The organism is Pusillimonas sp. ANT_WB101, assembly GCF_008369125.1.
Taxonomy (GTDB): domain Bacteria; phylum Pseudomonadota; class Gammaproteobacteria; order Burkholderiales; family Burkholderiaceae_B; genus Allopusillimonas.
Genome location: NZ_VOAY01000003.1, coordinates 93,159 through 116,494 on the forward strand (window position 1 = coordinate 93,159; position 23,336 = coordinate 116,494).

At 56.4% G+C, this 23,336-nt stretch carries 20 protein-coding genes; 17 read left to right on the forward strand and 3 right to left on the reverse strand.

Features of this window, described 5'->3' with window-relative positions; all coding sequences use genetic code 11:
- Window position 1: 1 nt before the first annotated feature.
- Window positions 2-2,752 (reverse strand): AsmA family protein, encoded by a 2,751-nt coding sequence (locus FQ179_RS13210; protein WP_149397798.1) that lies wholly within the window; start codon window positions 2,750-2,752, stop codon window positions 2-4.
- A 312-nt stretch (window positions 2,753-3,064) separates the two neighbouring features.
- On the opposite strand from FQ179_RS13210, the gene FQ179_RS13215 reads away from it, so the two are divergent.
- The 4 genes from FQ179_RS13215 (at window position 3,065) to FQ179_RS13230 (ending at window position 7,431) form a co-directional block, all read left to right on the forward strand.
- Entirely contained in the window at window positions 3,065-4,342 is a 1,278-nt protein-coding gene (locus tag FQ179_RS13215) for a bifunctional O-acetylhomoserine aminocarboxypropyltransferase/cysteine synthase (protein ID WP_149397799.1), read from the forward strand.
- Window positions 4,343-4,565: 223 nt separating this feature from the next.
- Window positions 4,566-5,684, forward strand: coding sequence for a Re/Si-specific NAD(P)(+) transhydrogenase subunit alpha (locus tag FQ179_RS13220; RefSeq protein ID WP_149397800.1), 1,119 nt, complete (start codon window positions 4,566-4,568; stop codon window positions 5,682-5,684).
- Window positions 5,684-5,995 carry an NAD(P) transhydrogenase subunit alpha gene (locus FQ179_RS13225; RefSeq protein ID WP_137236156.1) on the forward strand — a complete coding sequence of 104 codons (312 nt, stop codon included), beginning with the start codon at window positions 5,684-5,686 and terminating at the stop codon, window positions 5,993-5,995. The genes FQ179_RS13220 and FQ179_RS13225 overlap by 1 nt, the downstream gene beginning before the upstream one ends.
- On the forward strand, window positions 5,992-7,431 hold the full coding sequence (locus tag FQ179_RS13230) for an NAD(P)(+) transhydrogenase (Re/Si-specific) subunit beta (protein ID WP_149397801.1): 1,440 nt from the start codon (window positions 5,992-5,994) through the stop codon (window positions 7,429-7,431). The genes FQ179_RS13225 and FQ179_RS13230 overlap by 4 nt, the downstream gene beginning before the upstream one ends.
- Window positions 7,432-7,784: 353 nt before the next feature.
- On the opposite strand, the gene FQ179_RS13235 is transcribed toward FQ179_RS13230, so the two are convergent.
- Window positions 7,785-9,287, reverse strand: a complete 1,503-nt coding sequence (locus tag FQ179_RS13235; protein ID WP_149397802.1) for an aldehyde dehydrogenase family protein — start codon at window positions 9,285-9,287, stop codon at window positions 7,785-7,787.
- Between the two features lie 233 nt (window positions 9,288-9,520).
- Here FQ179_RS13235 and FQ179_RS13240 point away from each other — a divergent pair, with 233 nt between their 5' ends.
- From FQ179_RS13240 to FQ179_RS13300, 13 genes are all read left to right on the forward strand, one after another.
- A complete protein-coding gene (locus FQ179_RS13240) occupies window positions 9,521-10,702 on the forward strand; it encodes an FAD-binding oxidoreductase (RefSeq protein ID WP_149397803.1) in 1,182 nt (393 codons plus the stop codon).
- Between the two features lie 109 nt (window positions 10,703-10,811).
- Window positions 10,812-11,936 carry a branched-chain amino acid ABC transporter substrate-binding protein gene (locus FQ179_RS13245; RefSeq protein WP_149397804.1) on the forward strand — a complete coding sequence of 375 codons (1,125 nt, stop codon included), beginning with the start codon at window positions 10,812-10,814 and terminating at the stop codon, window positions 11,934-11,936.
- Window positions 11,937-12,017: 81 nt separating this feature from the next.
- Window positions 12,018-12,935, forward strand: coding sequence for a branched-chain amino acid ABC transporter permease LivH (locus tag FQ179_RS13250; RefSeq protein WP_149397805.1), 918 nt, complete (start codon window positions 12,018-12,020; stop codon window positions 12,933-12,935).
- A 1-nt stretch (window position 12,936) separates the two neighbouring features.
- Window positions 12,937-14,460: a high-affinity branched-chain amino acid ABC transporter permease LivM gene (livM, locus tag FQ179_RS13255; RefSeq protein ID WP_370459879.1), complete on the forward strand. Its 1,524-nt coding sequence runs from the start codon at window positions 12,937-12,939 to the stop codon at window positions 14,458-14,460.
- The gene (locus tag FQ179_RS13260) at window positions 14,457-15,275 is read left to right on the forward strand and encodes an ABC transporter ATP-binding protein (RefSeq protein ID WP_149397806.1); all 819 of its coding nucleotides are present in this window, start codon (window positions 14,457-14,459) and stop codon (window positions 15,273-15,275) included. The genes livM and FQ179_RS13260 overlap by 4 nt, the downstream gene beginning before the upstream one ends.
- Complete coding sequence (locus FQ179_RS13265; RefSeq protein WP_149397807.1) at window positions 15,272-16,000, forward strand: ABC transporter ATP-binding protein; 729 nt, start codon at window positions 15,272-15,274, stop codon at window positions 15,998-16,000. The genes FQ179_RS13260 and FQ179_RS13265 overlap by 4 nt, the downstream gene beginning before the upstream one ends.
- A gap of 30 nt (window positions 16,001-16,030) precedes the next feature.
- Window positions 16,031-16,642, forward strand: coding sequence for a helix-turn-helix domain-containing protein (locus FQ179_RS13270; RefSeq protein ID WP_255474987.1), 612 nt, complete (start codon window positions 16,031-16,033; stop codon window positions 16,640-16,642).
- 34 nt (window positions 16,643-16,676) lie between these two features.
- A complete protein-coding gene (gene lhpI / locus FQ179_RS13275) occupies window positions 16,677-17,594 on the forward strand; it encodes a bifunctional Delta(1)-pyrroline-2-carboxylate/Delta(1)-piperideine-2-carboxylate reductase (protein ID WP_149397808.1) in 918 nt (305 codons plus the stop codon).
- Between the two features lie 158 nt (window positions 17,595-17,752).
- On the forward strand, window positions 17,753-19,216 hold the full coding sequence (locus FQ179_RS13280) for a 2-hydroxymuconic semialdehyde dehydrogenase (protein WP_149397809.1): 1,464 nt from the start codon (window positions 17,753-17,755) through the stop codon (window positions 19,214-19,216).
- A 27-nt stretch (window positions 19,217-19,243) separates the two neighbouring features.
- Window positions 19,244-19,678 carry a RidA family protein gene (locus FQ179_RS13285; RefSeq protein WP_149397810.1) on the forward strand — a complete coding sequence of 145 codons (435 nt, stop codon included), beginning with the start codon at window positions 19,244-19,246 and terminating at the stop codon, window positions 19,676-19,678.
- A gap of 61 nt (window positions 19,679-19,739) precedes the next feature.
- Window positions 19,740-20,267: a 3-hydroxyanthranilate 3,4-dioxygenase gene (locus tag FQ179_RS13290; protein ID WP_149398328.1), complete on the forward strand. Its 528-nt coding sequence runs from the start codon at window positions 19,740-19,742 to the stop codon at window positions 20,265-20,267.
- 70 nt (window positions 20,268-20,337) lie between these two features.
- On the forward strand, window positions 20,338-21,339 hold the full coding sequence (locus FQ179_RS13295) for an amidohydrolase family protein (RefSeq protein WP_149397811.1): 1,002 nt from the start codon (window positions 20,338-20,340) through the stop codon (window positions 21,337-21,339).
- A 303-nt stretch (window positions 21,340-21,642) separates the two neighbouring features.
- Window positions 21,643-22,308, forward strand: a complete 666-nt coding sequence (locus FQ179_RS13300; protein WP_149397812.1) for a thiopurine S-methyltransferase — start codon at window positions 21,643-21,645, stop codon at window positions 22,306-22,308.
- A gap of 179 nt (window positions 22,309-22,487) precedes the next feature.
- On the opposite strand, the gene nadE is transcribed toward FQ179_RS13300, so the two are convergent.
- The gene (gene nadE / locus FQ179_RS13305; RefSeq protein ID WP_149397813.1) at window positions 22,488-23,321 is read right to left on the reverse strand and encodes an ammonia-dependent NAD(+) synthetase; all 834 of its coding nucleotides are present in this window, start codon (window positions 23,319-23,321) and stop codon (window positions 22,488-22,490) included.
- Window positions 23,322-23,336: the final 15 nt, after the last annotated feature.

Sequence of the window (23,336 nt, forward strand, 5' to 3'; positions counted from 1 at the left end):
GTCATTGCCCCAATAGCCCTTTTAGTGCATCGCCGATACTTTTGATCGTGTCTGATTGCTTTTCCGATGCCGCCGGCCCGTCTTCAGCCTCGGCAGCACCTGCTTTTGCTTTCTGGTTGGACAGCATATCGATGAGCCCTTCCTTAACCGCTTGCTTGACCACCTTGCTGCGAATGTCTTGCCACTGCACCTGATAAGACGGTTTGGAAAACTTGCCCGAGATGCGTACCGGCACGGTTACGCCTTTGAGGTCTGCGAGGCGCTTGCCCTCGTCGCTGCCGCTGTCCGTGACTCGGACATTAACCAGCACATCAAGCTGGCTGTTAACCAGATCGAGGGTTGAGGGGGTGCCCTGCGTGATGCGCAGCGGCGGTGCTTGGACATCAAGCTTGCTGATCTTGCCCTGCCCCAGACTGAAGTCAACACGCGCGTCAAGAAGACTAAAAGCGGTTTGACGCGACATATCAACTTGCGAAACCACTTGAGGCAACTGGCCGCTGAATACATTGCGTACAACTTCGTTGACCTCATTGAGCGTTTTGGCCAGATCAACCCCTCTGACAGCGCCATCGCGCATCGTGATACTGGTTGAGCCCGTTAACCCTGCCGTAAGCGCCGCAGTGGTTGCCCCTTTCGAGGTTAGGTCAAGGTTGACAGTGCCATGCCCCACGAGACGGTCTTCGCCCGAGTAGTCGTGCAAAAACGCGCCAACATCGACATCTTTTAGTTCAAGGTTCAAGCCAATGTTGTTTTTTGACGTAGCGGTAACCATGCCACTGAGCACACCGTCATAAAGCGTTGCATGTATGTCGGAAAGTTGCAGCTTGCCCTCGGCGGCCTGCAGTGTTGTCTTGAAACTACTGGCGTGCAACGCCTTGACCTGGAGCTGGTCTATGGCAAACGTGCCGTAGACATCAACCGCATCGAGAAACCCGAAGTCAAATTTTTCTGGGGGTGCAGCGGGTTTAGCCTGGGCGGGCTTGGCCTGAGCCGGCTTGGGGGCAGGCTTGGCGGCAGGTTTTTCAGATGCCGAAGCTTCTTGGGATGGCTTTTCGACCTCCACCAGAGCCGCTGAGGGAAACAGCGTATTGAAATCAAGCGTATCGGCAACCAAGGCGAAGTTGACCTTAGGATCTTTGAGCTGAGTGGCGTTGAGTGTGAAATTAAGTTTACTGCCACTAAGCACCGCATTGATCTCAGTATCAAGCCGGTCTTTGAACAGGTCAGCTTGCAAGCTGCCTATAAAGGGAAACTCGAAATTGCCACCCGGAAGTGCCTTGTCTTCAATACGGATATCACCCCGCATGGCCGATAGCCCTCCCAGTTTTCGGAACACCTGCCAACTGGCGGGCGAGGTCATCTTCAAGCGCACGACCCGGTCACCTTTTTTATCGGTGGCATCGACCTTGAGCTCTTTAAGCGTGAGTTTGCTGGCGTCTCCGCCCAGGCCGTTCATGGCCATGGAGACACCGAGCACACCTTTGGGGTCAACCAGCTTAAACGTGGCCTGCACAGGCTCGCCCGAAGCTCTTTCGGGCGAAACTGCCAGACTGGGCGCATCAAGCGCAATGTCAAAGGTCTGGTCTTTCTGTTTTCCTTTGGCGCGATAGGCGAGCTTTTCAACTTTAAGCTCTGCACGACTGCGATCGATCTTGAGCTTGGGTGCCACCAACGTGGTGTCAAGCCCCGTAATAGGGGATGCTCCACCCACCTCACCCTGCACAGAGAGCTCAAAGTTGCTGACGTTAAGCATGCGCGAAAAGGCTTCATAGGCAAGATTGCCTCGAAGCGTCGCCGACTTGGCGTCAAGGTCTGCCAGTTTGCCCTGCACTTGCAAGTTAAGTTTTTGTGCTGAGTAGGTTTGCTCTGCCGGATCAAAACGTACCAGAGCCTGGCCGGCCAGCGCTGCATCGGCAGCGGGGTACTGGCCCACCAGGTGGCCTTTCAGGGCCACGTCAAATGCCTGATTGAAGGTAACGCGACCGGTGTTCGCTTCTAGTTTTTCAATACGGCCCACGGTGCCAGAGGCCACATCATAGAAATGGATCTCACCGTTTTTCACTTCGAGCCCGGCGATGTCTATCTGGAAATCGGTTTGCTCAACGCCGTCTTGCGCACTCACAGTTGAAAACGGCAGCAAACGCCCAAGAAGGTTGGACAAATCAAAGGTACCTGACTGGTCTTGCGCTGCCGCCTCATCGCGAGCAGCCCCTACAGAGGGGCTCTGAGCAACGTCGGCCGTCGTGATGCCCAGTTGTGGTTGTGCCGCCACGCCTGCAGGTACCTGGCTATTTTTATGACCCGCAGCGCCTACCAAGCTGCCGGGCGCCGCCAGAGATACGGCTGCCGGTGCGCGACCGAGCAAGTCGTCAAAATTGAACTTGCCATGCTCATTCCGGCGCACCCATGCCTTAAAGCCGGACACGGCCACATGATCGACGACCAGACGATTGGACAGCAAGGGCCAGATAGCGACAGCAAAACGCGCGCTATCAATGGACGCAAACGTATCTTCGCCCTCGCGATCAGACAGGGACACGTCTTCGACCGCAAGCCCGATACGCGGAAACAGCGACAACTGAATGTCGCCCTTAATGGTAAGCGTGCGATGAAATCGGTTGTAGACGATTTCTTCGAGTTTACTTTTGTACGCGTTGGGATCGAACGTGAGCAGAAAGATCGCTATGCCTACCAGCGCGACGATCATCAGAGCGACGATACCAATTAGTACCCGTTTCAACCAGAATTTCATTAACAGCCTCAAAAACCACCGGAGAGGTCCCCGGTGCCGGTTACGGCAAATACCGAGAATGCTAACCCATCATAGGGGTAAACGATAGGCAAAACCAAACTGAATGTACACGCTGAAGGCAGGCAACCACTTCGTGTCAGGCTGTAAGCCTGGCGCTGGTTAATGCAAGGATACTGGCAATCTGCACACTACTTTATTACTATGGCTTATAACAAAAGAAAACAATTTTCTATCGGTTCGCGTGCAATGCCCGTTACGATGCAACATGCTCGCCCATTTTTCAATTCTTTTCCAAGACCATAACCACAAGCCATGAAATTTGAAACTCTTGCCGTCCATGCCGGATTCAAGTCCGACCCCACGACCAAATCTGTTGCGGTGCCTATTTATCAAACCACCTCGTATTCGTTTGACAGCACCCAACACGCTGCTGACTTGTTTGACCTGAAGGTGCCTGGCAACATCTATACCCGTATCATGAACCCCACCAATGCCGTGCTCGAAGAGCGCGTGGCAGCGCTGGAAGGCGGCGTTGGCGCACTGGCCGTTGCATCGGGTATGGCTGCAATTAACTATGCGATCCAGACCATTGCGCAAGCTGGTGACAACATTGTATCGGTCGCCAAGCTATATGGTGGCACGTATAACCTTTTCGCTCATTCATATCCGCGCCAGGGTATCACCGTTAAGTTTGCGCCACACAATGACGTGGCGGCTATCGAAGCACTTATCGATGAAAACACCCGCGCCGTATTTTGCGAAAGCATCGGCAACCCGGCCGGCAATATTGTTGACATCGAAGCCATCGCCGAAGTCGCCCACCGACATGGCGTACCGCTAATTGTGGATAACACCGTTGCCTCGCCCGCCTTGTGCAAACCCTTTGAATATGGTGCAGACATCGTCGTACATGCGCTTACCAAATACATGGGCGGGCACGGTACCAGCATTGCCGGTGCCATTGTCGATTCAGGCAAGTTTCCGTGGGCTGAGCACAAAGACCGATTCGCCATACTAAATGAACCTGACCCTTCTTACCACGGTGTCGTCTACACCGAAGCATTTGGCCCCGCTGCCTTTATCGGACGTTGCCGCGTCGTGCCACTGCGCAATACCGGTGCTGCGCTGTCGCCATTCAATGCGTTTTTGATTCTTCAAGGTATTGAAACGCTGTCCTTGCGCATGGAGCGTCATACCGAAAACGCCCTGCGCGTTGCCCAATACCTTAAAGATCACGAACTCGTATCGTGGGTGCAATATGCAGGCCTTGCAGACCACCCCGAGCACGCGCTGGCGCAAAAGTACTTTGGCGGCAAGCCTGCCAGTATTCTTTCGTTTGGCATCAAAGGCGGAAGCAAAGCCGGCGCACGGTTTATCGACGCACTGCAGCTTATCCTGAGGCTGGTAAATATTGGCGACGCCAAGTCGCTTGCCTGCCACCCTGCTTCAACCACCCATCGTCAGCTCAGCCCCGAAGAGCTCGAGGCAGCGGGCGTGGGCGAAGACCTGATCAGGCTGTCGGTTGGCATTGAGCATATCGATGACATTTTGGCCGACATTGAACAGGCTCTGGTTGCCAGCAAAGGCTAACTAACCCTACCCCATGGGCAGACGACTGCACAGTACCTACTATGCGGACGCCTGCCCATGCTTGCAAGCACACTGGCTCAACTTCGTCCGTCACCCGCTTCCATCGCCTTGCCCGCTCACGCACAGCCAGGCTCAAGATACGCGTTTACAACTAAAAAAGAATGCCCTTACATCCTGTATAGTTATTGGCATTACTAAGAATTAACTTACCGAGAGGAGCCATATGCAGATAGGAATTCCCCGCGAAACTCTGCCGGGTGAAACCCGTGTGGCCGCGACGCCCGAAACTGTTAAAAAATACATTGCTGCCGGGCATACCGTAGTCGTTGAACGCGGCGCCGGAACGCAGGCACATTTTCCTGATGACGAATATGCGCAAGCGGGTGCACAGCTCGTCGACCAGGCCCAAGCGCTAGGCTCGGCGCTGGTGTTCAAGGTGCGCGCTCCGTCCGCCGACGAACGCACCCTGATGAAGCCAGGCACAGTGCTTGTCGGTATGCTTGACCCCTTTAATGCCCAAGGGCTGGCTGAACTGGCCGCCGCAGGGCTTACTGCTTTTGCGCTTGAAGCCGCACCGCGCATTACCCGGGCGCAAAGCCTCGATGTGCTGTCATCCCAGGCCAACCTCGCTGGCTATAAAGCGGTGCTGCTGGCCGCCAATCAATACGGGCGCCTCATCCCCATGATGATGACGGCAGCAGGCACGCTGAAGGCAGCCCGTGTAGTTGTACTTGGCGTTGGCGTAGCAGGCTTGCAGGCCATCGCCACGGCCAAACGCCTGGGGGCGGTTGTTGAGGCCTCCGACGTACGGCCGGCCGCTAAAGAGCAGGTCCATTCACTGGGTGCCAAGTTTATCGACGTACCGTTTGAAACTGACGAAGAGCGCGAGATCGCTGAAGGCACTGGCGGCTATGCACGCGCCATGCCGGCCGCCTGGATGGCCCGACAGGCCGCACTGGTGGCCGAACGGTGCAAGCAGGCCGACATTGTGATCAGCACGGCGCTCATACCCGGCAGGCCCGCACCCGAATTGATCAGCGCTGAAACCGTACATGGCATGAAGCCTGGCTCGGTCATTGTTGATCTGGCGGTCGAGCGTGGCGGCAACTGCCGTCTGTCAGAACTAGACAAAATCGTCGAAATAAACGGTGTGTCACTCATCGGGTTAAGCAACCTGCCCGCACTGGTTCCTCATGACGCCTCGGCCCTGTATTCCCGCAACGTTCTTGATTTCAGCAAACTGATCTTTGACGCAGAGGGCCAGTTGGCCATACAGAAAGACGACGAAATTATCGCCGCCTGCCTGGTCTGCCAGGACGGCAACGTACTTAGGAGCGCCTGATGGAAGCGGTTAACCCAACTCTGATCAATCTTATTATTTTTGTGCTGGCCGTGTATGTGGGGTTTCACGTGGTCTGGAACGTTACGCCAGCACTGCATACGCCACTGATGGCCGTAACCAATGCCATCTCAGCTATTGTGATCGTGGGCGCCATGCTGGCGGCCGCGCTCACCCAAGACAGTCTGGCGCATTACATGGGCATCTTTGCCGTGGCACTGGCGGCCGTCAACGTGTTTGGCGGCTTTCTCGTCACCCAGCGCATGCTTGAAATGTTCAAGAAAAAAGAAAAGAAGACGGGAGGTAAAGCATGATTTCCGCGAATCTCGTCACCCTGCTGTACCTGGTCGCCTCCGTGTTTTTCATACAGGCCCTCAAGGGGCTGTCACACCCGACCACTTCGCGAAAGGGCAATATATTTGGCATGGTGGGCATGGCTATTGCAGTGCTGACCACTGCAGCACTCATTGTCAGCCTGGCCGTTGAAGGAACAGTGGGCATAGGTCTTGGCCGTGTCATCATCGGGCTGCTCATTGGTGGCACTGTCGGCACCATCATGGCAAAGCGCGTCGAAATGACCAAAATGCCAGAGTTAGTGGCCTTTATGCACAGCATGATAGGCCTGGCAGCAGTAGCCATTGCCATTTCTATCGTGGCCGAACCTTCTGCGTTCAATATCACCGCTCCTGGTGGCCCCATACCCATGGGCAACCGGCTTGAGTTGTTTATTGGCACGTTTGTGGGAGCACTTACCTTCTCAGGCTCGGTCATTGCTTTTGGCAAGCTGTCTGGCAAGTACAAGTTCCGTCTGTTTCAGGGCGCTCCGGTGGTGTTCTCCGGCCAGCACATGTTCAACCTGGGCCTGGCCATTGCCATGGTGGCCTGCGGCTTATGGTTTGTGGCTACCCAGGCATGGATGCCGTTCATCATCATGACAGTGCTGGCCTTTGTGCTGGGTGTCATGATCATCATCCCCATTGGTGGTGCTGACATGCCGGTCGTGGTATCCATGCTTAACAGCTATTCTGGCTGGGCAGCGGCGGGTATCGGGTTTTCGCTCAACAATCCCATGCTGATCATCGCCGGCTCGCTGGTAGGGTCATCCGGTGCCATTCTGTCCTACATTATGTGCAAGGCCATGAACCGGTCTTTCTTTAACGTGATTCTTGGCGGTTTTGGCGGCGCAGGGGCCACCGCCGCTGGTGGGGCAGACCAGGCCCAGCGCAATGTGAAATCAGGCAGCCCTGACGATGCGGCCTTCATGCTAAACAATGCCGAAACCGTCACGATTATTCCAGGCTACGGGCTGGCAGTTGCACGTGCCCAGCATGCCCTGAAAGAACTTGCCGAAAAGCTGACTGACAATGGGGTAACGGTTAAATACGCCATTCACCCGGTGGCCGGTCGCATGCCGGGGCATATGAACGTGTTGCTGGCTGAGGCAGAAGTGCCATACGACCAGGTGTTTGAGATGGATGACATCAACGGCGAGTTCTCACAGACCGATGTGGTTCTGGTACTGGGTGCCAACGACGTGGTTAACCCTGCAGCCAAAAACGACCCGGCTTCGCCTATTGCAGGCATGCCCATACTTGAGGCCTACAAGGCACGCACCGTCATCGTCAACAAACGCTCAATGGCCTCTGGCTACGCCGGGCTGGATAACGAACTGTTCTACATGGATAAAACCATGATGGTATTTGGCGATGCCAAAAAGGTTATCGAGGATATGGTCAAGGCCATTGAGTAGCAGCCACGCCGCCATCGCATGATGGCCGGTGATGGCCCTGCAGGCTGAGGCAACTCCGCAACCTGTAGTCAGGGTAGGCAAGCCACTTTGCCACCCCTAGGCCATTTGGCACATGCAAAAAACCAAACCCCGCACAACCAGACATTGTTCTGACTGTGCGGGGTTTGAGTTTATGAGTGCCACAGAACCAGTGCGCTTTTCAGACTAACGCGCTGGACGCGGCGTTATAGTGCCGCGTGCCGTAGCTTTATCTTATTGAAACACCAATATTCATCAAGCTTGTACTGCTCTGAGCCACGAGTAGCTAGCGCGATTTACGTCGACTTACGCCGCAGCGCTAGCTGGCTGACGCATTAATCATCACCAAACTTGATGCCCTGAGCCAGGGGTAGTTCACGCGAATAGTTAATGGTGTTGGTGGCACGCCGCATGTAGACCTTCCAGGCGTCAGAGCCAGACTCGCGGCCACCGCCGGTTTCTTTCTCGCCACCAAATGCGCCACCAATCTCGGCGCCTGAGGTACCGATGTTGACGTTGGCAATGCCGCAGTCAGACCCAGAGGCCGACGTAAACTGCTCGGCCTCGCGCAAATCAGTAGTAAAGATGGCCGAGGACAGCCCCTGAGGCACGTCGTTATGCATGGCAATGGCGTCATCAAAGGACTCATAGCGCATGACGTACAAAATGGGAGCAAAGGTTTCGCTACATACGACTTCGGTCTGAGCGGGCATTTCGACCAGCGCGGGCTTTACATAAAACGCGTCAGGATACTGATCAGCCAACTGGCGCTCACCACCATATACCGTACCGCCTTGTGCACGAGCCTGTTCAAGTGCAGCCTGCATGGCTTCAAACGAGGCGCGGTCAATAAGTGGGCCAACCAGCGTGTCGGCGTTAAGCGGGTTGCCGATGCGCGCGCTACCATAGGCCTTTTTAAGCCGGGCGACGAGGTCGTCAGCCACGCTGGCGTGCACGATGAGGCGGCGCGTGCTGGTGCAGCGCTGCCCTGCTGTGCCGACGGCACCAAAAAGAATACCGCGTGCGGCCATGTCGAGATCTGCCGAGGGGGTGACGATAATGGCGTTATTGCCACCCAGTTCAAGCAGGCTGCGGCCAAAGCGCTCGGCGACACGGGGGCCAACTTGCCGGCCCATGCGCGTGGAGCCTGTGGCCGACACCAGCGCGACGCGCGTATCTTCAACCAAGGCTTCACCCACCTCTCGACCGCCCACCAGTACATGCAACAGGCCTTCAGGCGCATCGCCAAACTTATCGAGCGCGCGTTTGAACAGCGCCTCGCAGGCAAGCGCGGTAAGTGGTGATTTTTCAGATGGTTTCCAGACGATGGGGTCGCCACACACCAATGCCAGGGCGGTATTCCATGACCAAACCGCCACAGGGAAGTTAAAGGCAGAAATAACCCCAACCACACCCAGCGGATGCCAGGTTTCCATCATGCGGTGACCAGGCCTTTCTGATGCAATCGTAAGGCCGTAGAGCTGGCGCGAAAGACCAACAGCAAAATCACAGATATCGATCATTTCTTGCACTTCGCCCGAACCTTCGGCCAGAATTTTGCCGGCTTCGACCGACACCAGCTTACCCAGTGACTCTTTATGCGTGCGCAGCTCTTCGCCAAGCAACCGCACAAGCTCGCCACGCCGGGGCGCGGGCACCTGGCGCCAGGCCTCGAACGCCTTATGGGCGGAGGCAATGGCATCGCGGGTTTGCTGGGCAGAGTGTTGGTGAAGCTGAGCAATAACTGCGCCATCGATGGGCGAATGCACTGCCAGCGAGCCCCCCTTGAGCGTTGCGCCGTCCACACCCAGAGCGTGAAGCAGTTGATTGGTATCCATGGTTTTGTCCCCAAGAAAGTGGGCGCCCGGCCACACTGCGTGCCGCGCGCTATTTAGCCGAAAGCCAGCATAGCATACAGATATTTCCGATAGGAAATTATTTGGCTTAAGGGAAAACACCAAGTCGATACGCGAAATTTTCTGGAACAATAGGCGACACGGTGCCATAAACAAAACAAAGCCAAGAGCCATTGCAACGCCCGTGCACAAACGCGCAACAGGAGACAAGCAGTATGCAGAACAGCCGATATGATGTGGTCATAGCAGGAGGCGCGGCGGTCGGCAGCGCCGCTGCCTATTTTTTGACTGCAGACAGCGGTTTCAAGGGCACGGTGCTGGTGGTAGAGCCCGACCCAAGCTATCAGCACTGCGCTACCGCACTTTCGGCCGCATCCATACGTCATCAGTTTTCAACACCTGAAAACATTCGCATGTCGTTATTTGGCACGGCATTCTTGAGGCAGTTTGGCTCGCGCCTGGCCGTCAATGGTGAGCAACCTGATCCGGCTTTTCACGAAGGCGGCTACCTGTTTCTCGCGACGAGTCAGGGCGTGGACACCCTGCGCGAGAACCACATCACGCAACTGGCAGAAGGGGCCGAGATCGCCCTGATGGATGCGGCAGAACTTGCCAGCCGCTATCCGTGGATGAACACTGACAACCTCGCCGCAGGCGCGCTGGGCCTATCGGGTGAAGGCTGGCTGGATGCCTACGGCATGATGCAGGGGTTCAGAAAAAAAGCCATCGCCCAGGGGGCAATCTATATTCAGGACAAGGTAACAGGTCTGAAGCGTGATGGTCACCGCATCGTGGGTGTAGAGCTGGCCAGCGGCAGCACAGTTGCCTGCGGCACAGTCATCAACGCTGCCGGCACCGGTGCGGCCACACTGGCCAGAGCCGCCGGCATTCAATTGCCGGTCGAGTCCCGCAAGCGCAGCGTTTTTTATTTTTCGAGCCCGGCAACGCTCGCTAACTGCCCCATGGTTATTGACCCCAGTGGCGCGTACTTCAGGCCCGAAGGCCAGGGTTATATCGCTGGCATCGCGCCCACTGAAGACAATGACCCACCGTGTGACGATTTTGAGGTGCAGCACGAGCTGTTCGATGACGTGCTGTGGCCACTGCTTGCCGATAGAGTGCCTGCCTTTGAGGCCTTGCGTTGCATACGTAGCTGGGCCGGCCATTACGACATGAACATCATCGACCAGAACGTCATTCTGGGACTCCACCCCGACGTCGATAACATGTATTTTGCCAATGGTTTCAGTGGCCACGGCATGCAGCAGTCGCCAGCCGTAGGCCGGGCACTGGCGGAGCTGATCACGCATGGCCAGTACCAGACGCTTGATCTGAACCGCATGGGATGGACCCGCATTCTGGAAAATAGACCAATTATCGAAAAAAACGTTGTGTAGTTTGCAGGTCTGAAAAGGCCTTTAACCAAAAAGGATGGGTGCTTCAGACGGGCGCAGCCCGCAACAGCAGAGTATGCAACCCCAGCCAATAACATCAGGAGACACTACTATGAAAAATCACCTCAGACACTTTCTTGCCGTCACCGCGCTCGCCAGCGCGCTGCCTTTTGCTGCACACGCCGCAGATGTGGTGAAGATAGGCGTTGCAGGGCCGTTCACCGGCGCCAACGCTGCATTTGGAGAGCAGCTGTGGATAGGCGCTACCGGTGCCGCCGATGCCATTAATAGCAAAGGAGGTATTAACGGCAAGAAGATCGAGTTGATCAAGGCAGACGACGCTTGCGAACCCAAGCAGGCCGTGGCTGTAGCCAACCGGCTGGTTGATCAGGACAAGGTAGCCGCCGTGGTCGGGCACTTTTGTTCATCAAGCACTATCCCCGCCTCAGAGATCTACGATGACGCTGACATTCTCTCCATGGCAACCGGGTCAACCAACCCCGAGGTCACCGAGCGCGACCTGCCGACCGTAACCCGCATTTGCGGGCGCGATGACCAGCAAGCGCGTGTGGTCGCCGATTTTCTGGCCAATCATCTGAAAACAAAGCGCATTGCCGTTATTCACGACAAGGACACCTATGGTCGCGGTGTTGCCGATGCAACCCGTGAAGAAGCCAAACGCCTGGGTGTTGAGACCGTGCTGTATGACGGCGTGACCCGGGGCGAACGTGACTTCAATGCGCTGGTAACCAAAATCAAGGCGGCCGACGTGGATGCCGTGTTCTTTGGCGGCCTGTATGCCGAGGCCGGCACACTTGCACGTCAGATTCGCGAGCAGGGTCTGACCATACCGTACGTATCGGATGATGGCATTGTTGACCCTGCATTCGTCACTGCAGCCGGCGGCAAGCCGTTCGCCAAAGACGTGTACATGTCGTTTCCCGCTGACCCACGCAAGCTTGCATCGAGCAAAGACATCGTGGCCAAGCTGACGCAAGAAGGCAAGAAAGCGGATGGGTTTGTTCTTTATGCCTATTCAGCCGTAGAGGCCGTGGCAGCAGCCCTGGCCGCCACCAACAGCACCAGCGGCACTGAACTGGCTGACTGGCTGAAGAAAAACAAAGTTGCGACCGTACTGGGTGACAAAGAGTGGGATGACAAGGGCGACCTGACCGTTCCGAGCTATGTGATGTACCAGTGGGACGCCGACGGCAACTATGCCGAGTTTGCCTACTGAACAACGCCGTAAGGCACGACGGGCGATGACCGCGTGAGCGGCCTCGCCCCGGCAACCTGCTTTGAACAAAGAGGCGCATGAATGGATGGCTACATTCTCGGCCAGCAGCTCATCAATGGCTTGACGCTGGGCTCTATCTACGGCCTGATCGCCATTGGCTACACCATGGTGTACGGCATTATTGGCATGATTAATTTCGCCCATGGCGATGTGTACATGATCAGTGCCTACGTAAGCGCCATTACCCTGGCGGTTGTTACGTTTTTTGGGCTGCACTCAGTGCCCGCCGCGCTGCTGGTGACACTGGTGATTACTATGGTTATTACCGGGCTTTACGGGTGGTCTATAGAGCGCACCGTGTACAGGCCTTTACGTGGCACCAACCGGCTCGCGCCGCTGATTACCGCCATCGGGGTTTCACTGGTGCTGCAGAACTATGTGCAGATTTCACAAGGCCCGAATGTACAGGGCGTACCCACGCTGATAAATGGAAGCCTGCGCCTGGGCGATGCTGAGCATTTTATTCAGATTAAATACATGAGCCTGATGATTATTGTGATCAGCCTGCTTGCCATGGCCCTGCTGACCTGGCTAATACACGGCACCAGTCTTGGGCGGCAGTGTCGTGCGACACAGCAAGACCGGAAAATGGCCACCATACTGGGTATCAACACGACACGCGTCATCTCGCTGGTGTTTGTCGTGGGCTCCGTCATGGCCGCCATTGCTGGCGTGCTCGTCACCATGAATTATGGCTCTTTCGATTTTTTTGTCGGCTTCATCATTGGCATCAAAGCCTTTAGTGCCGCCGTGCTCGGTGGCATTGGCTCGCTACCTGGCGCCATGCTGGGCGGTCTGCTGCTAGGTTCGCTTGAGTCACTGTTTTCAGGCTATGTCAGCAGCGACTACAAAGATGTGTTTTCTTTTTCGGTGCTGGTTCTTGTGCTGATTTTCAAACCCAGCGGCCTGCTCGGCCGACCCGCCGTAGAGAAGGTATGACATGACGACACTCGAGTCTACCCAAACGCTGGACACGCCACAGAGGTTTGACACGCCCCGCATCGATGTCATGCACTCGATTAAAGACGCACTCATTGCAGGCGTGCTGACAATGGTGGTGCTGGGCCCCATTACCAATCTGGTGCTGGATCAGTACGAGTTCGGGTTTGAACTGCTGCGCACCCCACTTCTGGTCAACGGCATCATGCTGGGCGTTGTGGTGGCCATCGGACGGCTTGTTTTTTCACTGTTTTCCCAGACGAAGATTGGCCTGAACTTGCTGAATGTGGTGGGGCGCAAGTCGGGTAAGGTACAGACCGAAAACAAAGGTTTTACGCTGAAGAACAAGCCTGGTGCCCTGCTGGGTCTAAGCGCTCTGCTTTGTGCGGTGCTGGCGGCGCTGGGCCTTACGGGTGTCATGCATGTTGGCGCGGCCTTTGCTCTGGTGCTGCTGGTCGTTTTCATGTTGCTCAGCTACGGCGTGAGCATTCCGAAAACACCCGGCAAGTTCAATATATGGCGGCATTTGACCCCACTGCTTTTTGTGGCGGGCTTTATTCTGCCTATTCTTTTGAATCAGTTAGGCGTGCTTCCAAGGGTGTGGGTCAGCAATCTGACGCTGGCGCTTATTTATGTGCTGCTGGGGCTGGGGCTAAACATTGTGGTGGGCCTGGCCGGGCTGCTCGATCTAGGGTTTGTGGCGTTCTATGCCGTAGGTGCATATTTTCTGGCGCTGGGCGCGCAGTACCTTGATATTGGTTTCTGGACAGCGCTGCTTTGCGCTCCCCTGCTGGCGGCAATTTGCGGCGCGATACTGGGGTTTCCGGTACTGCGCATGCATGGCGACTACCTGGCCATTGTGACCCTGGGCTTCGGAGAAATTATCAGGCTGGTGCTAACCAACTGGATCGATTTTACCGGTGGCCCCAACGGCGCCTCGGCGCCCGCCCCCACGCTTTTTGGGCTCGCCTTCAGCCGACGGGGCAGCGAAGGCAACCCGCCTTTTCATGAGTTTTTCAATATCTCGTACAGCCGCGACTACGAAGCCTTGTTTATCTATCTGACGCTGTTCGTGGTGGTGGTGATTATGCTGCGGCTGTTCAACCGCTTGCGCCACATGCCTATTGGCCGATCATGGGAAGCCTTGCGCGAAGACGAGATTGCGTGCCGCTCACTGGGCATTAACCATGTGACGGTCAAGCTCTCGGCATTCATGATGGGAGCCATGACGGGCGGTATTGCCGGCGTATTTTTCGCAAGTTATCAGGGCTTCATCAACCCGTCTTCTTTCAACTTTTTTGAATCCGTGCTGATTCTCTGCATTGTGGTACTGGGCGGCATGGGCTCCACACTAGGCATTATTATCGCCGCGCTGGCGCTGACGCTACTGCCAGAGCTAATGCGCGATTTTGCCGATTACCGCGTGCTGATGTTTGGCGTGTTGATGATCATCATGATGATCTGGCGACCGCATGGCCTGATCCGGCCCAAACGCCCCGTATTTTCAAGAGGGAAACCGTCATGAGCGCACCGGCCTTGTTGCAGGTAAAGAATTTGACGCAACGGTTTGGCGGCATTATTGCCAACGATCACATCAACTTTGAAGTAGCGCGAGGGTCAATCACGGCACTCATAGGGCCAAATGGTGCGGGCAAAACAACGGTATTCAACTGCGTCACGGGGTTTTACCGTGCTTCGGAGGGCGAGATCTTCTTTCGCGATGGCGATAAACAGCTTGAAGTGGGTAAGCTGCTCGACCGGCCATTTATCGGGGGGTCGCACCTGGTGGCTCGCGCAGGTATCGCCCGAACCTTCCAGAACATCAGGCTGTTCAAGGAGATGACGGTTGTAGAAAACCTGCTGGTGGCCCAGCATCGGCGCATGGACGGCAATTTGCTGCGCGGCATGATTGCCAGCCCGCATTTTATGCAGCGTGAAAACCATGCGCTAAATGAAGCTTACCGCTGGCTCGACGTGATGGACTTGCAGGCAGAAGCCAACAGGTTGGCAGGAGAGCTTTCATATGGGCGTCAGCGCCGCCTGGAAATCGCCCGCGCCATGTGCACAGCGCCTCAGCTGATCTGCCTGGATGAACCCGCCGCCGGCCTGAACCCCAGCGAAACCGAGCTGCTGTCTGATCTTATTTTAGAACTGCGTGCACATCATGACGTTACGGTGCTGCTGATCGAGCATGATATGGGTCTGGTCATGGACATCTCAGACCATGTGGTTGTACTCGACCATGGCCAGGTCATTGCTCGTGGTGACCCCGACACCGTACGCAACTCACCTGAGGTCATCACGGCCTATCTGGGTGCCGACATCGAAGAGGTCTTATGACGCAAGCCGTACTCGAACTGAAAAACTTAAATTCAGGCTATGGATCTATTCAGGTTTTGCATGACGTGAACCTGCATATCAACAAAGGCGAAGTGGTGTCGCTGATCGGCGCCAACGGCGCTGGCAAGAGCACATTGCTCATGACTATTTTCGGCAACCCCAAGGCCTGGTCAGGGTCGATCTTGTACAATGGCCGCGACCTGACGAGCCTGCCGCCGCACGATATTGCCCGGCAAGGCATAGCCCAGGTTCCCGAGGGCCGGCATATTTTCCCCTCTATGTCGGTAGAAGAAAACATCGTTATCGGCACTCTGCCTGTAGGCATGAAACACGTGGACGAAGACCGGCAGGCCATGTTCGATATGTTCCCGCGACTCAAAGAACGGCGTAATCAGCGCGCAGGTACGCTTTCAGGCGGCGAACAGCAGATGCTGGCCATTGCGCGGGCACTCATGGGTCGGCCCGACACCATTTTGCTCGATGAACCCAGCCTTGGGCTGGCGCCGTTGGTGGCACGGCAAATTCTCCAGACACTCAAAGAAATTGCTGGTTTGGGCAAAACGATTTTTCTGGTGGAGCAGAACGCACACCACGCCCTGCGCATGGCCGACCGGGGGTACGTGCTGGTCAATGGGCACATCACGCTTACGGGCACAGGCGCGGCACTTCTTGACGACCCGCACGTGCGGGAAGCGTATCTAGGCAAGAAGAAGGCAGCCGCCTGACCACAACCGCATTTTTATGGAAACCCGACCGTGAATGAAACGGCCTTACAACAAAGTGAATCAGCGCTCGCCGACCGCCTGAAAATGCTGCGCGTTCAGCGCGGCTGGACGCAAGGGCAGGTTAGCAAGGCCAGCGGCATTGCCACCTCTACGCTTTCAAAAATTGAAAACGGCCTGATGTCGCCCACCTACGACGTACTGCTAAAACTGGCACACGGCCTGGGCGTCGATGTCGCCGAGCTGTTTGCACCGGCTCAGGCGCATATGGGTGCGGGGCGACGCAGCGTGGAGCGCAAAGGCCACGGTGAGGTTCATAAAACCCCTTTGTATCACCATCGCCTGCTCTGTTCACAGCTTTCGCATAAGCGCATGATGCCTTTCTTTACACGCATCAAGGCCCACCAGATCGGGGAAAACGAAGGCTGGAGTCACCATGAGGGTGAAGAGTTTGTTTACGTGCTCAGTGGTGTCATTGAGCTGCACACTGAATACTATGCCCCTGCCATTCTTGAGGCTGGCGATTGCTTTTATATCGACAGTCGCATGCGTCACCGAGTTATCAACCGCAGCGATGACGACGCCGAAGTCATTTGGGTCAGCACCAAGCCCGATGTCCACGAGCACAGTCAGTCAGCAACCTGATCAGCCAGCCTGATCCTTTTTCATGAGCCCGTCTATGTCTTCGATCAATGTCCACAATGCCGAGCAAACGGCTGCACTTCTTGATTTCCCGAGCCTGGTTGCTACGCTGGCCGAAAGTGTCCCCGAATACGCACAGGGCGGCATCCATGCTCCAGAGCGACAGGCCGTCGCGTTTCCGCAAGGCGGCATTATGCTTTCTATGCCGGCCACCGCGCACGATATTGCCGTTCACAAACTGGTAAACGTAGTACGCGAAAACCGTGCACGGGGTCTTGCAACGATTAATGGCGTTGTCAGTGCTTACGACGGCGCAACAGGGTGCCCACTATTCATGCTGGACGGGCCCACGGTCACGGCCCGGCGCACGGCCGCAATATCGATGCTGGGGCTCAAGACGCTGCTGGCAAGAACACCACACTGTGTGGTGTTGATTGGTACAGGGGGGCAGGCTTCAGGCCATCTGGACGCCCTGAGCGCGCTTTACCCTGGCTTGCGTACGGTCATCATTGGGCATGCTGAAGGCAAGGCCGAAGCGTTTATCGCCGACCACATGCACCTGCCATTGCTGCTGGAAGCCGCCACAACCATCCCTGACGAGGCAGACGTAATCATTACGCTGACCACCAGTGCCACCCCCGTTTACAACGCTGTTGCAAGGCCTGACCGCCTGATTATCGGCGTAGGCGCATTCAGGCCAGACCTTGCCGAGATCGGTGCCGACACCCTGAGCGGCAGCGTACTTTATATTGATGACCCCGCAGGTGGGCGGCATGAAGCGGGTGATTACATACAAGCAAATGTAGACTGGAACACAGTGCGCAGCCTGGACGGCGCCCTGCGCGACGGCCCCGCTGAAGGCCAACCCATGGTGTTCAAAAGCGTAGGCTGCGCCGCATGGGACCTGGCTGCCGCGCGCTGTGCACGGAAAAACGGGGCGGCCCAAAGCGAATAAAACCGTATCCGGGTTCGGCTGGCCCTGCGCATTGGACGCTCTGGCCATTAGTGTGCAAAGATAACAACTACCAGAACAATGACAAACCCCAGGGCGCAGTCGCTCAACCAAGGCCAAAGCGGCCCGCGCAATGCGATTGCAACGTGGGTGGAGACAACATGGCAAAGCCGCCGTTATTGCGCTGTTTTGTCGATGGCCAATGGGTCACGACCAAACAGCGATTTCCCAATATAAACCCCGTCGACGGGCAAGTCGTCAGCCATGTGTGCGAGGCAGACGCCCAAACGGTAAGCCGCGCTGTCGCGGCCGCGCGTGCGGCCGGGCAAGGCCCCTGGAAGACGCTGACAGCCAACCAGCGTGCCGCCATACTGCATCGCATTGCAGACGGCATCGAACAACGTTTCGAAGAATTTGTGGCCGCCGAGGTACTGGACACCGGGCGGCCTGTGCATCAGGCCCGCACCCTCGATGTGCCGCGCGGCATCGCCAACTTTCGCACTTTTGCTGACCTTGTTTCTACGGCAGGCAGTGAAATGTACGACAGCACCGCCCCTGATGGCGCGCGGGTGATCAGTTACGTGAATCGCAAACCCGTAGGCACCGTCGGCATTATTTGCCCATGGAATCTGCCGCTGTTGCTGCTAACCTGGAAGGTCGCGCCCGCATTGGCTATGGGCAACTGTGTTGTGGTCAAGCCTTCTGAAGAAACCCCCTCTTCGGCAACCTTGCTGGCCGACGTGATCAGAATGGCCGGCCTGCCCCACGGGGTTTTTAACCTGGTGCATGGTTTCGGCCCTGAATCTGCTGGCGAGTATCTCAGCACCAGCCCAGACATCGACGCGCTTACGTTTACAGGGGAATCCCGCACGGGCACGACCATTATGAAGGCCGCCGCCGAAGGCATCAAAAAAGTATCGTTTGAGTTGGGAGGCAAGAACGCCGCCGTGGTGTTTGCCGATGCCGATTTTGAAGCCGCTGTTGCCGGGGTGATGCGCTCCAGCTTTACCAACTCAGGCCAGGTATGCCTCTGCTCCGAGCGCGTGTATGTGGAGCGGTCTATTTACGCCCGTTTTCTGGCCGAGCTGAAAAAACGCTGTGATGCGCTGGTCCTTAGCTACCCCCAAGACCCCGATGTCGACATGGGCCCGCTAATTTCGCATGCACACCGTGACAAGGTGCTGTCGTATTACCAGCTTGCACAAGAGGAAGGTGCCACCGTCATCAGTGGTGGGGGCGTACCCGAATTTGGCGATGATCGCGATCAGGGCGCCTATGTACAGCCCACCATTTTTGCGGGGCTTCCCGATTCGGCCCGCTGCGTACGCGAAGAGATTTTCGGGCCGGTATGCCACGTGGCGCCGTTTGACACGGAAGACGAAGTCATCGCGCGCGTCAACGACAGCGCCTATGGCCTTGCGGCCTGTATCTGGTCGACCAAGCTCTCGCGCGCACACCAGGTGGCTGCCCGCCTGAACACAGGCATTGTGTGGGTGAACACATGGTTTACACGCGACCTTCGCACCCCATTTGGTGGCACAGGCCTGTCGGGCCTGGGTCGTGAAGGCGGGCGTTACTCGCTTGATTTTTATTCTGAACTGAGCACCGTGTGCATAAAACTCTGATATTTTGTGCCGCTTAAGGAGTCGCGCATGAACAACACTGCAAAATCTACCGTGGTAAGCGGCAAAGCCACACCACGGGGGGCTTTCCCTCATATCAAGCGGGCTGGCGACTTTTTATTTGTGTCGGGCACCAGCGCGCGCCGCCCGGATAACAGCATCGCAGGTGCCACGGCTGACGCCATGGGCACAACACAGCTCGATATACGCGAACAGACGCGCGCCGTCATCGAAAATATTCGCGACATTCTGGCCAACGAAGGCGCCGGGCTGGAACACCTGGTCGAAGTTTCGGCCTTTCTGGTCAACATGAATGACTTCGGTGGTTACAACGAAGTATACGGTCAGTTTTTTACCGCCGACGGCCCTACCCGCACCACGGTTGCCGTTCATCAATTGCCACACCCGCACTTGCTTGTGGAGATAAAGGCGGTGGCATGGCGTCCGCAGACTGCAGCATCGTAGAACACCGGCATCACCGCAAAGAAAAACAACCTGTAACCCCTCCCCCCACATGGAGACCATGATGCTGGCCTACGGAAAACCCTTCAATTTTGTTCGCTGGATAGACGAGCACGCACACTTGCTGCAACCCCCTGTCGGCAATCAGCAGATCTGGCAGGACAGCGATTTCATTGTTACCGTGGTCGGAGGCCCCAACCGCCGCACCGACTATCATGACGACCCCTATGAAGAGTTTTTTTATCAGATGCGGGGCAATGCCTTTCTGAACCTTTGGATCGAAGGCAAGCGCGAGCGCATCAACCTGAAAGAAGGCGATATATTTTTAATGCCGCCCCATGTGCGTCATTCGCCCCAGCGCCCGGAGGCAGGCAGTGTCTGCCTGGTCATTGAGCGGCAACGCCCCGAGGGCGTCAAGGACGGGTTTGAGTGGTACTGCGAAGGCCCTGAGGGGTGTGGCAGCCTGGTCCATAGGGTAGAAACCCAACTCAAGAGCATTGTTGCTGACCTACCCAAACTGTTTGATGCCTTTTATGCTTCTGAAACACAGCGCCGCTGCCCCGGCTGCGGTACCGTTCATCCTGGCAAATAAACCGCTGCCGCTGGCCGGGCGATAGCACACCCTCTGGCCCAATCATTTTTTCTGAGCCCTCAGCCCCGCCATGACAAAAATCGATATACATGCACATTTTCTTCCACCCATTACGCAACAGGATGCCGCTTTGCTCGACGAGCACAAGGCACCCTGGCTAGCCATCGACAGCTCGGGAGAAACCGGTCAGATCATGAAAGGAAATAAGCCTTTCAGGCCGGTATACCGTGCGCTGTGGGATTCTTCTTTGCGGCTTGAAGAAATGGACCGGCAAGGCGTGTCTGTACAGATTATTTCTGCCACGCCCATTATGTTTGGCTATGAATTTGACCCCGTGCGCGCTGCATCGTGGTGCGAACGCATGAATGACCTGGCCCTGGAACAGTGCGCCGCCAACCCGCGCAGGCTAAAGGCCCTGGCACAGGTGCCTTTGCAAGATCTTGACCTGGCCTGTGCCGAGGCATCACGCGCCAAGGCAAGTGGTCACGTCGGCGTGCAAATTGGCAACCATTTGGGGCCTCGTGATCTCGACGACGAGCATCTGGTGCAATTTTTGATCCACTGTGCCAACCATGACATCCCAATTCTGGCGCACCCCTGGGACATGATGACAGACGGGCGCATGAAAAACTGGATGTTGCCTTGGCTGGTGGCCATGCCTGCAGAGACACAACTGGGTATTCTGTCGCTGATACTTTCAGGAGCATTTGAGCGTATACCCACTACGCTCAAGCTGTGCTTTGCTCATGGCGGTGGCAGCTTCGCTTTCTTGCTGGGGCGTGTTGACAATGCCTGGAAGCACCGCGACATCGTACGGCAAGACTGCCCTTCTTTGCCTTCCAGCTACGTAAACCGGTTTTACGTGGACAGCGCCGTCTTCGACCCCGGTGCGCTGCGACTGCTGGTGGATGTTATGGGTGCCGAGCAAGTGATGTTGGGGTCAGACTACCCGTTTCCATTGGGCGAACAAAACATAGGCAGCCTGGTCAACGAGCACCCGTCACTGACGCCTGCGCAAAAGCAATCCATAACGGCGGGCAACGCAGCACGATTTTTTTCACTTAACGTGTAAGGCTGTGGCCATGCTGCGTATGTCACGGCCACGCATGCATTCTCGCCACGTGCCATCTACCGCCGCAGCAGTTCTGACGGATTCAACCGCTCAGTGCAACGCTACGTCAAACATTTGGGCTGGGGGGGGGTAGATATCAGGGTCTTTCTGGGCCGCGAAATTAATTTTGCAGCGACCCTATCCAACTGCTCTTGGGACTATATCGCCAGCCCTGGGCACGTCCAGTGCTCGACCAACCTCGGCGTTCAGGCACAGGCTGGATAGCTCTACAATACGCCATACCAAAACACAGAGAGACACACGATGGACGCAGAATTCTGGCTCGAACGGTGGCGTGAAGGGCAAACCGGCTTTCACTTGCAGCGCGTAACGCCCTTATTGCAAAAGTACTGGCCCACACTGGCCATACCGGCAGGCAGTCGTGTATTGGTCCCTTTGTGCGGCAAGTCGCTCGATATGGCCTGGCTGGCTGGTCAGGGCTTTCAGGTGCTGGGCGTCGAGCTTTCAGAGCTTGCCGTTGAGGCGTTTTTTGAGGAAAACAAACTGCATCCCGAGGTAAGCACGTCACCATTTGGCAAGCATTACACCGCAGGTGCGATAGAAATCATCTGTGGTGATATTTTCGGGCTGGATGCACAAACCCTGGCAAACTGCGTGGGCGTGTACGATCGCGCTGCGCTGGTTGCCTTGCCTGCAGACATGCGCCCCCGCTACGTCACGCATATATACAGCCAGCTGGCCGACAGTTATCAAGGCCTGCTACTGACGTTGGAATACGAGCAGTCACAAATGGACGGCCCGCCCTTTTCGGTGGCTGAAGATGAAGTGCAGGCGCTGTTTTCCAAGCACTCTGCTGTACGCCTGACAGACCGTCGCAGCATTCTCGAGAAAGAGCCAAAGTTTAAGGCGCGCGGCCTCACCAGCCTGGATACGGCTGTGTATCAGCTGTCACGCAAGGCAACCGCATAAATCTTCACCGCGTTGGATGGCAAACAGCCAAAGAGCTCCGACACGGCCTGCTTCGAACTGACACATTGCCAGTCGAAGCAGCCCAATGGCTTGCCCAAGAATCATCTGTACAAGAGGCCGTTGAGTTCAAGTAAAACATGAGCGATTGGAGCATATCCTGCCTAATCGCCTTGTGATACTCAGGCTGGCGCGGCCGGCAACGCGCGTTTATGAGCGCTGTTTGCGTGGGTACGGACAATAATTTCATACGCCTTGGCATCCACGTCTTTGCCCTCGAGAAAATCATCGATGATGTCGTAGCTGACGCCAAATGCGTCTTCGTCAGGCTTCAGAGGCGAGAGCGACTCAAGATCGGCAGTAGGCACTTTAAATGCCAGCGGCCGTGGCGCTCCCATGGCCACCGCCATGGCGCGTACACGGCGTTTATTAAGGCCCGTCAAAGGCATGACATCGGCCGCACCATCACCAAACTTGGTGAAAAAACCCATTAACGCCTCAGCAGCATGGTCTGTACCCACTACAAGGCCGCCATGTGCACCCGCTACGGCGTATTGCGCAATCATGCGTTGACGCGCCTTGATGTTGCCATGCAGAAAGTCTTGCTGTGGGGCATCGCGAAACGCAAGCTGCGCACTTAACAGCGCCGCGAGCATGGCATCGCTGGCGGGGCCAACATTTACGGTCAAGGTTTTGTCGGGCTGAATCAGCTGCAGTGAAGCCTGGGCGTCGGGCTCATCTTTTTGTTCACCGTAAGGCAAGCGCATCGCCACGAAGACGGCATCGCCGCCCCCGGCCCGCACACGCTCAACCGCACGCTGCGCCAGACACCCGCCAACCAGCGAATCGACCCCACCGCTTATGCCCAGTACCAATGCGCGAGCATGACTTTTTACCAGGTAGCCGGCGAGAAACGCGACACGTTGTTCGATCTCGTCGTTGGCGTTAAAGACCGCAGTCACGCCAAGCTCGGCAATAATTTCGCGCTGCCGGGCGCGTTGGTCGAAGGTGAGCACGATGTATCCTAAGGA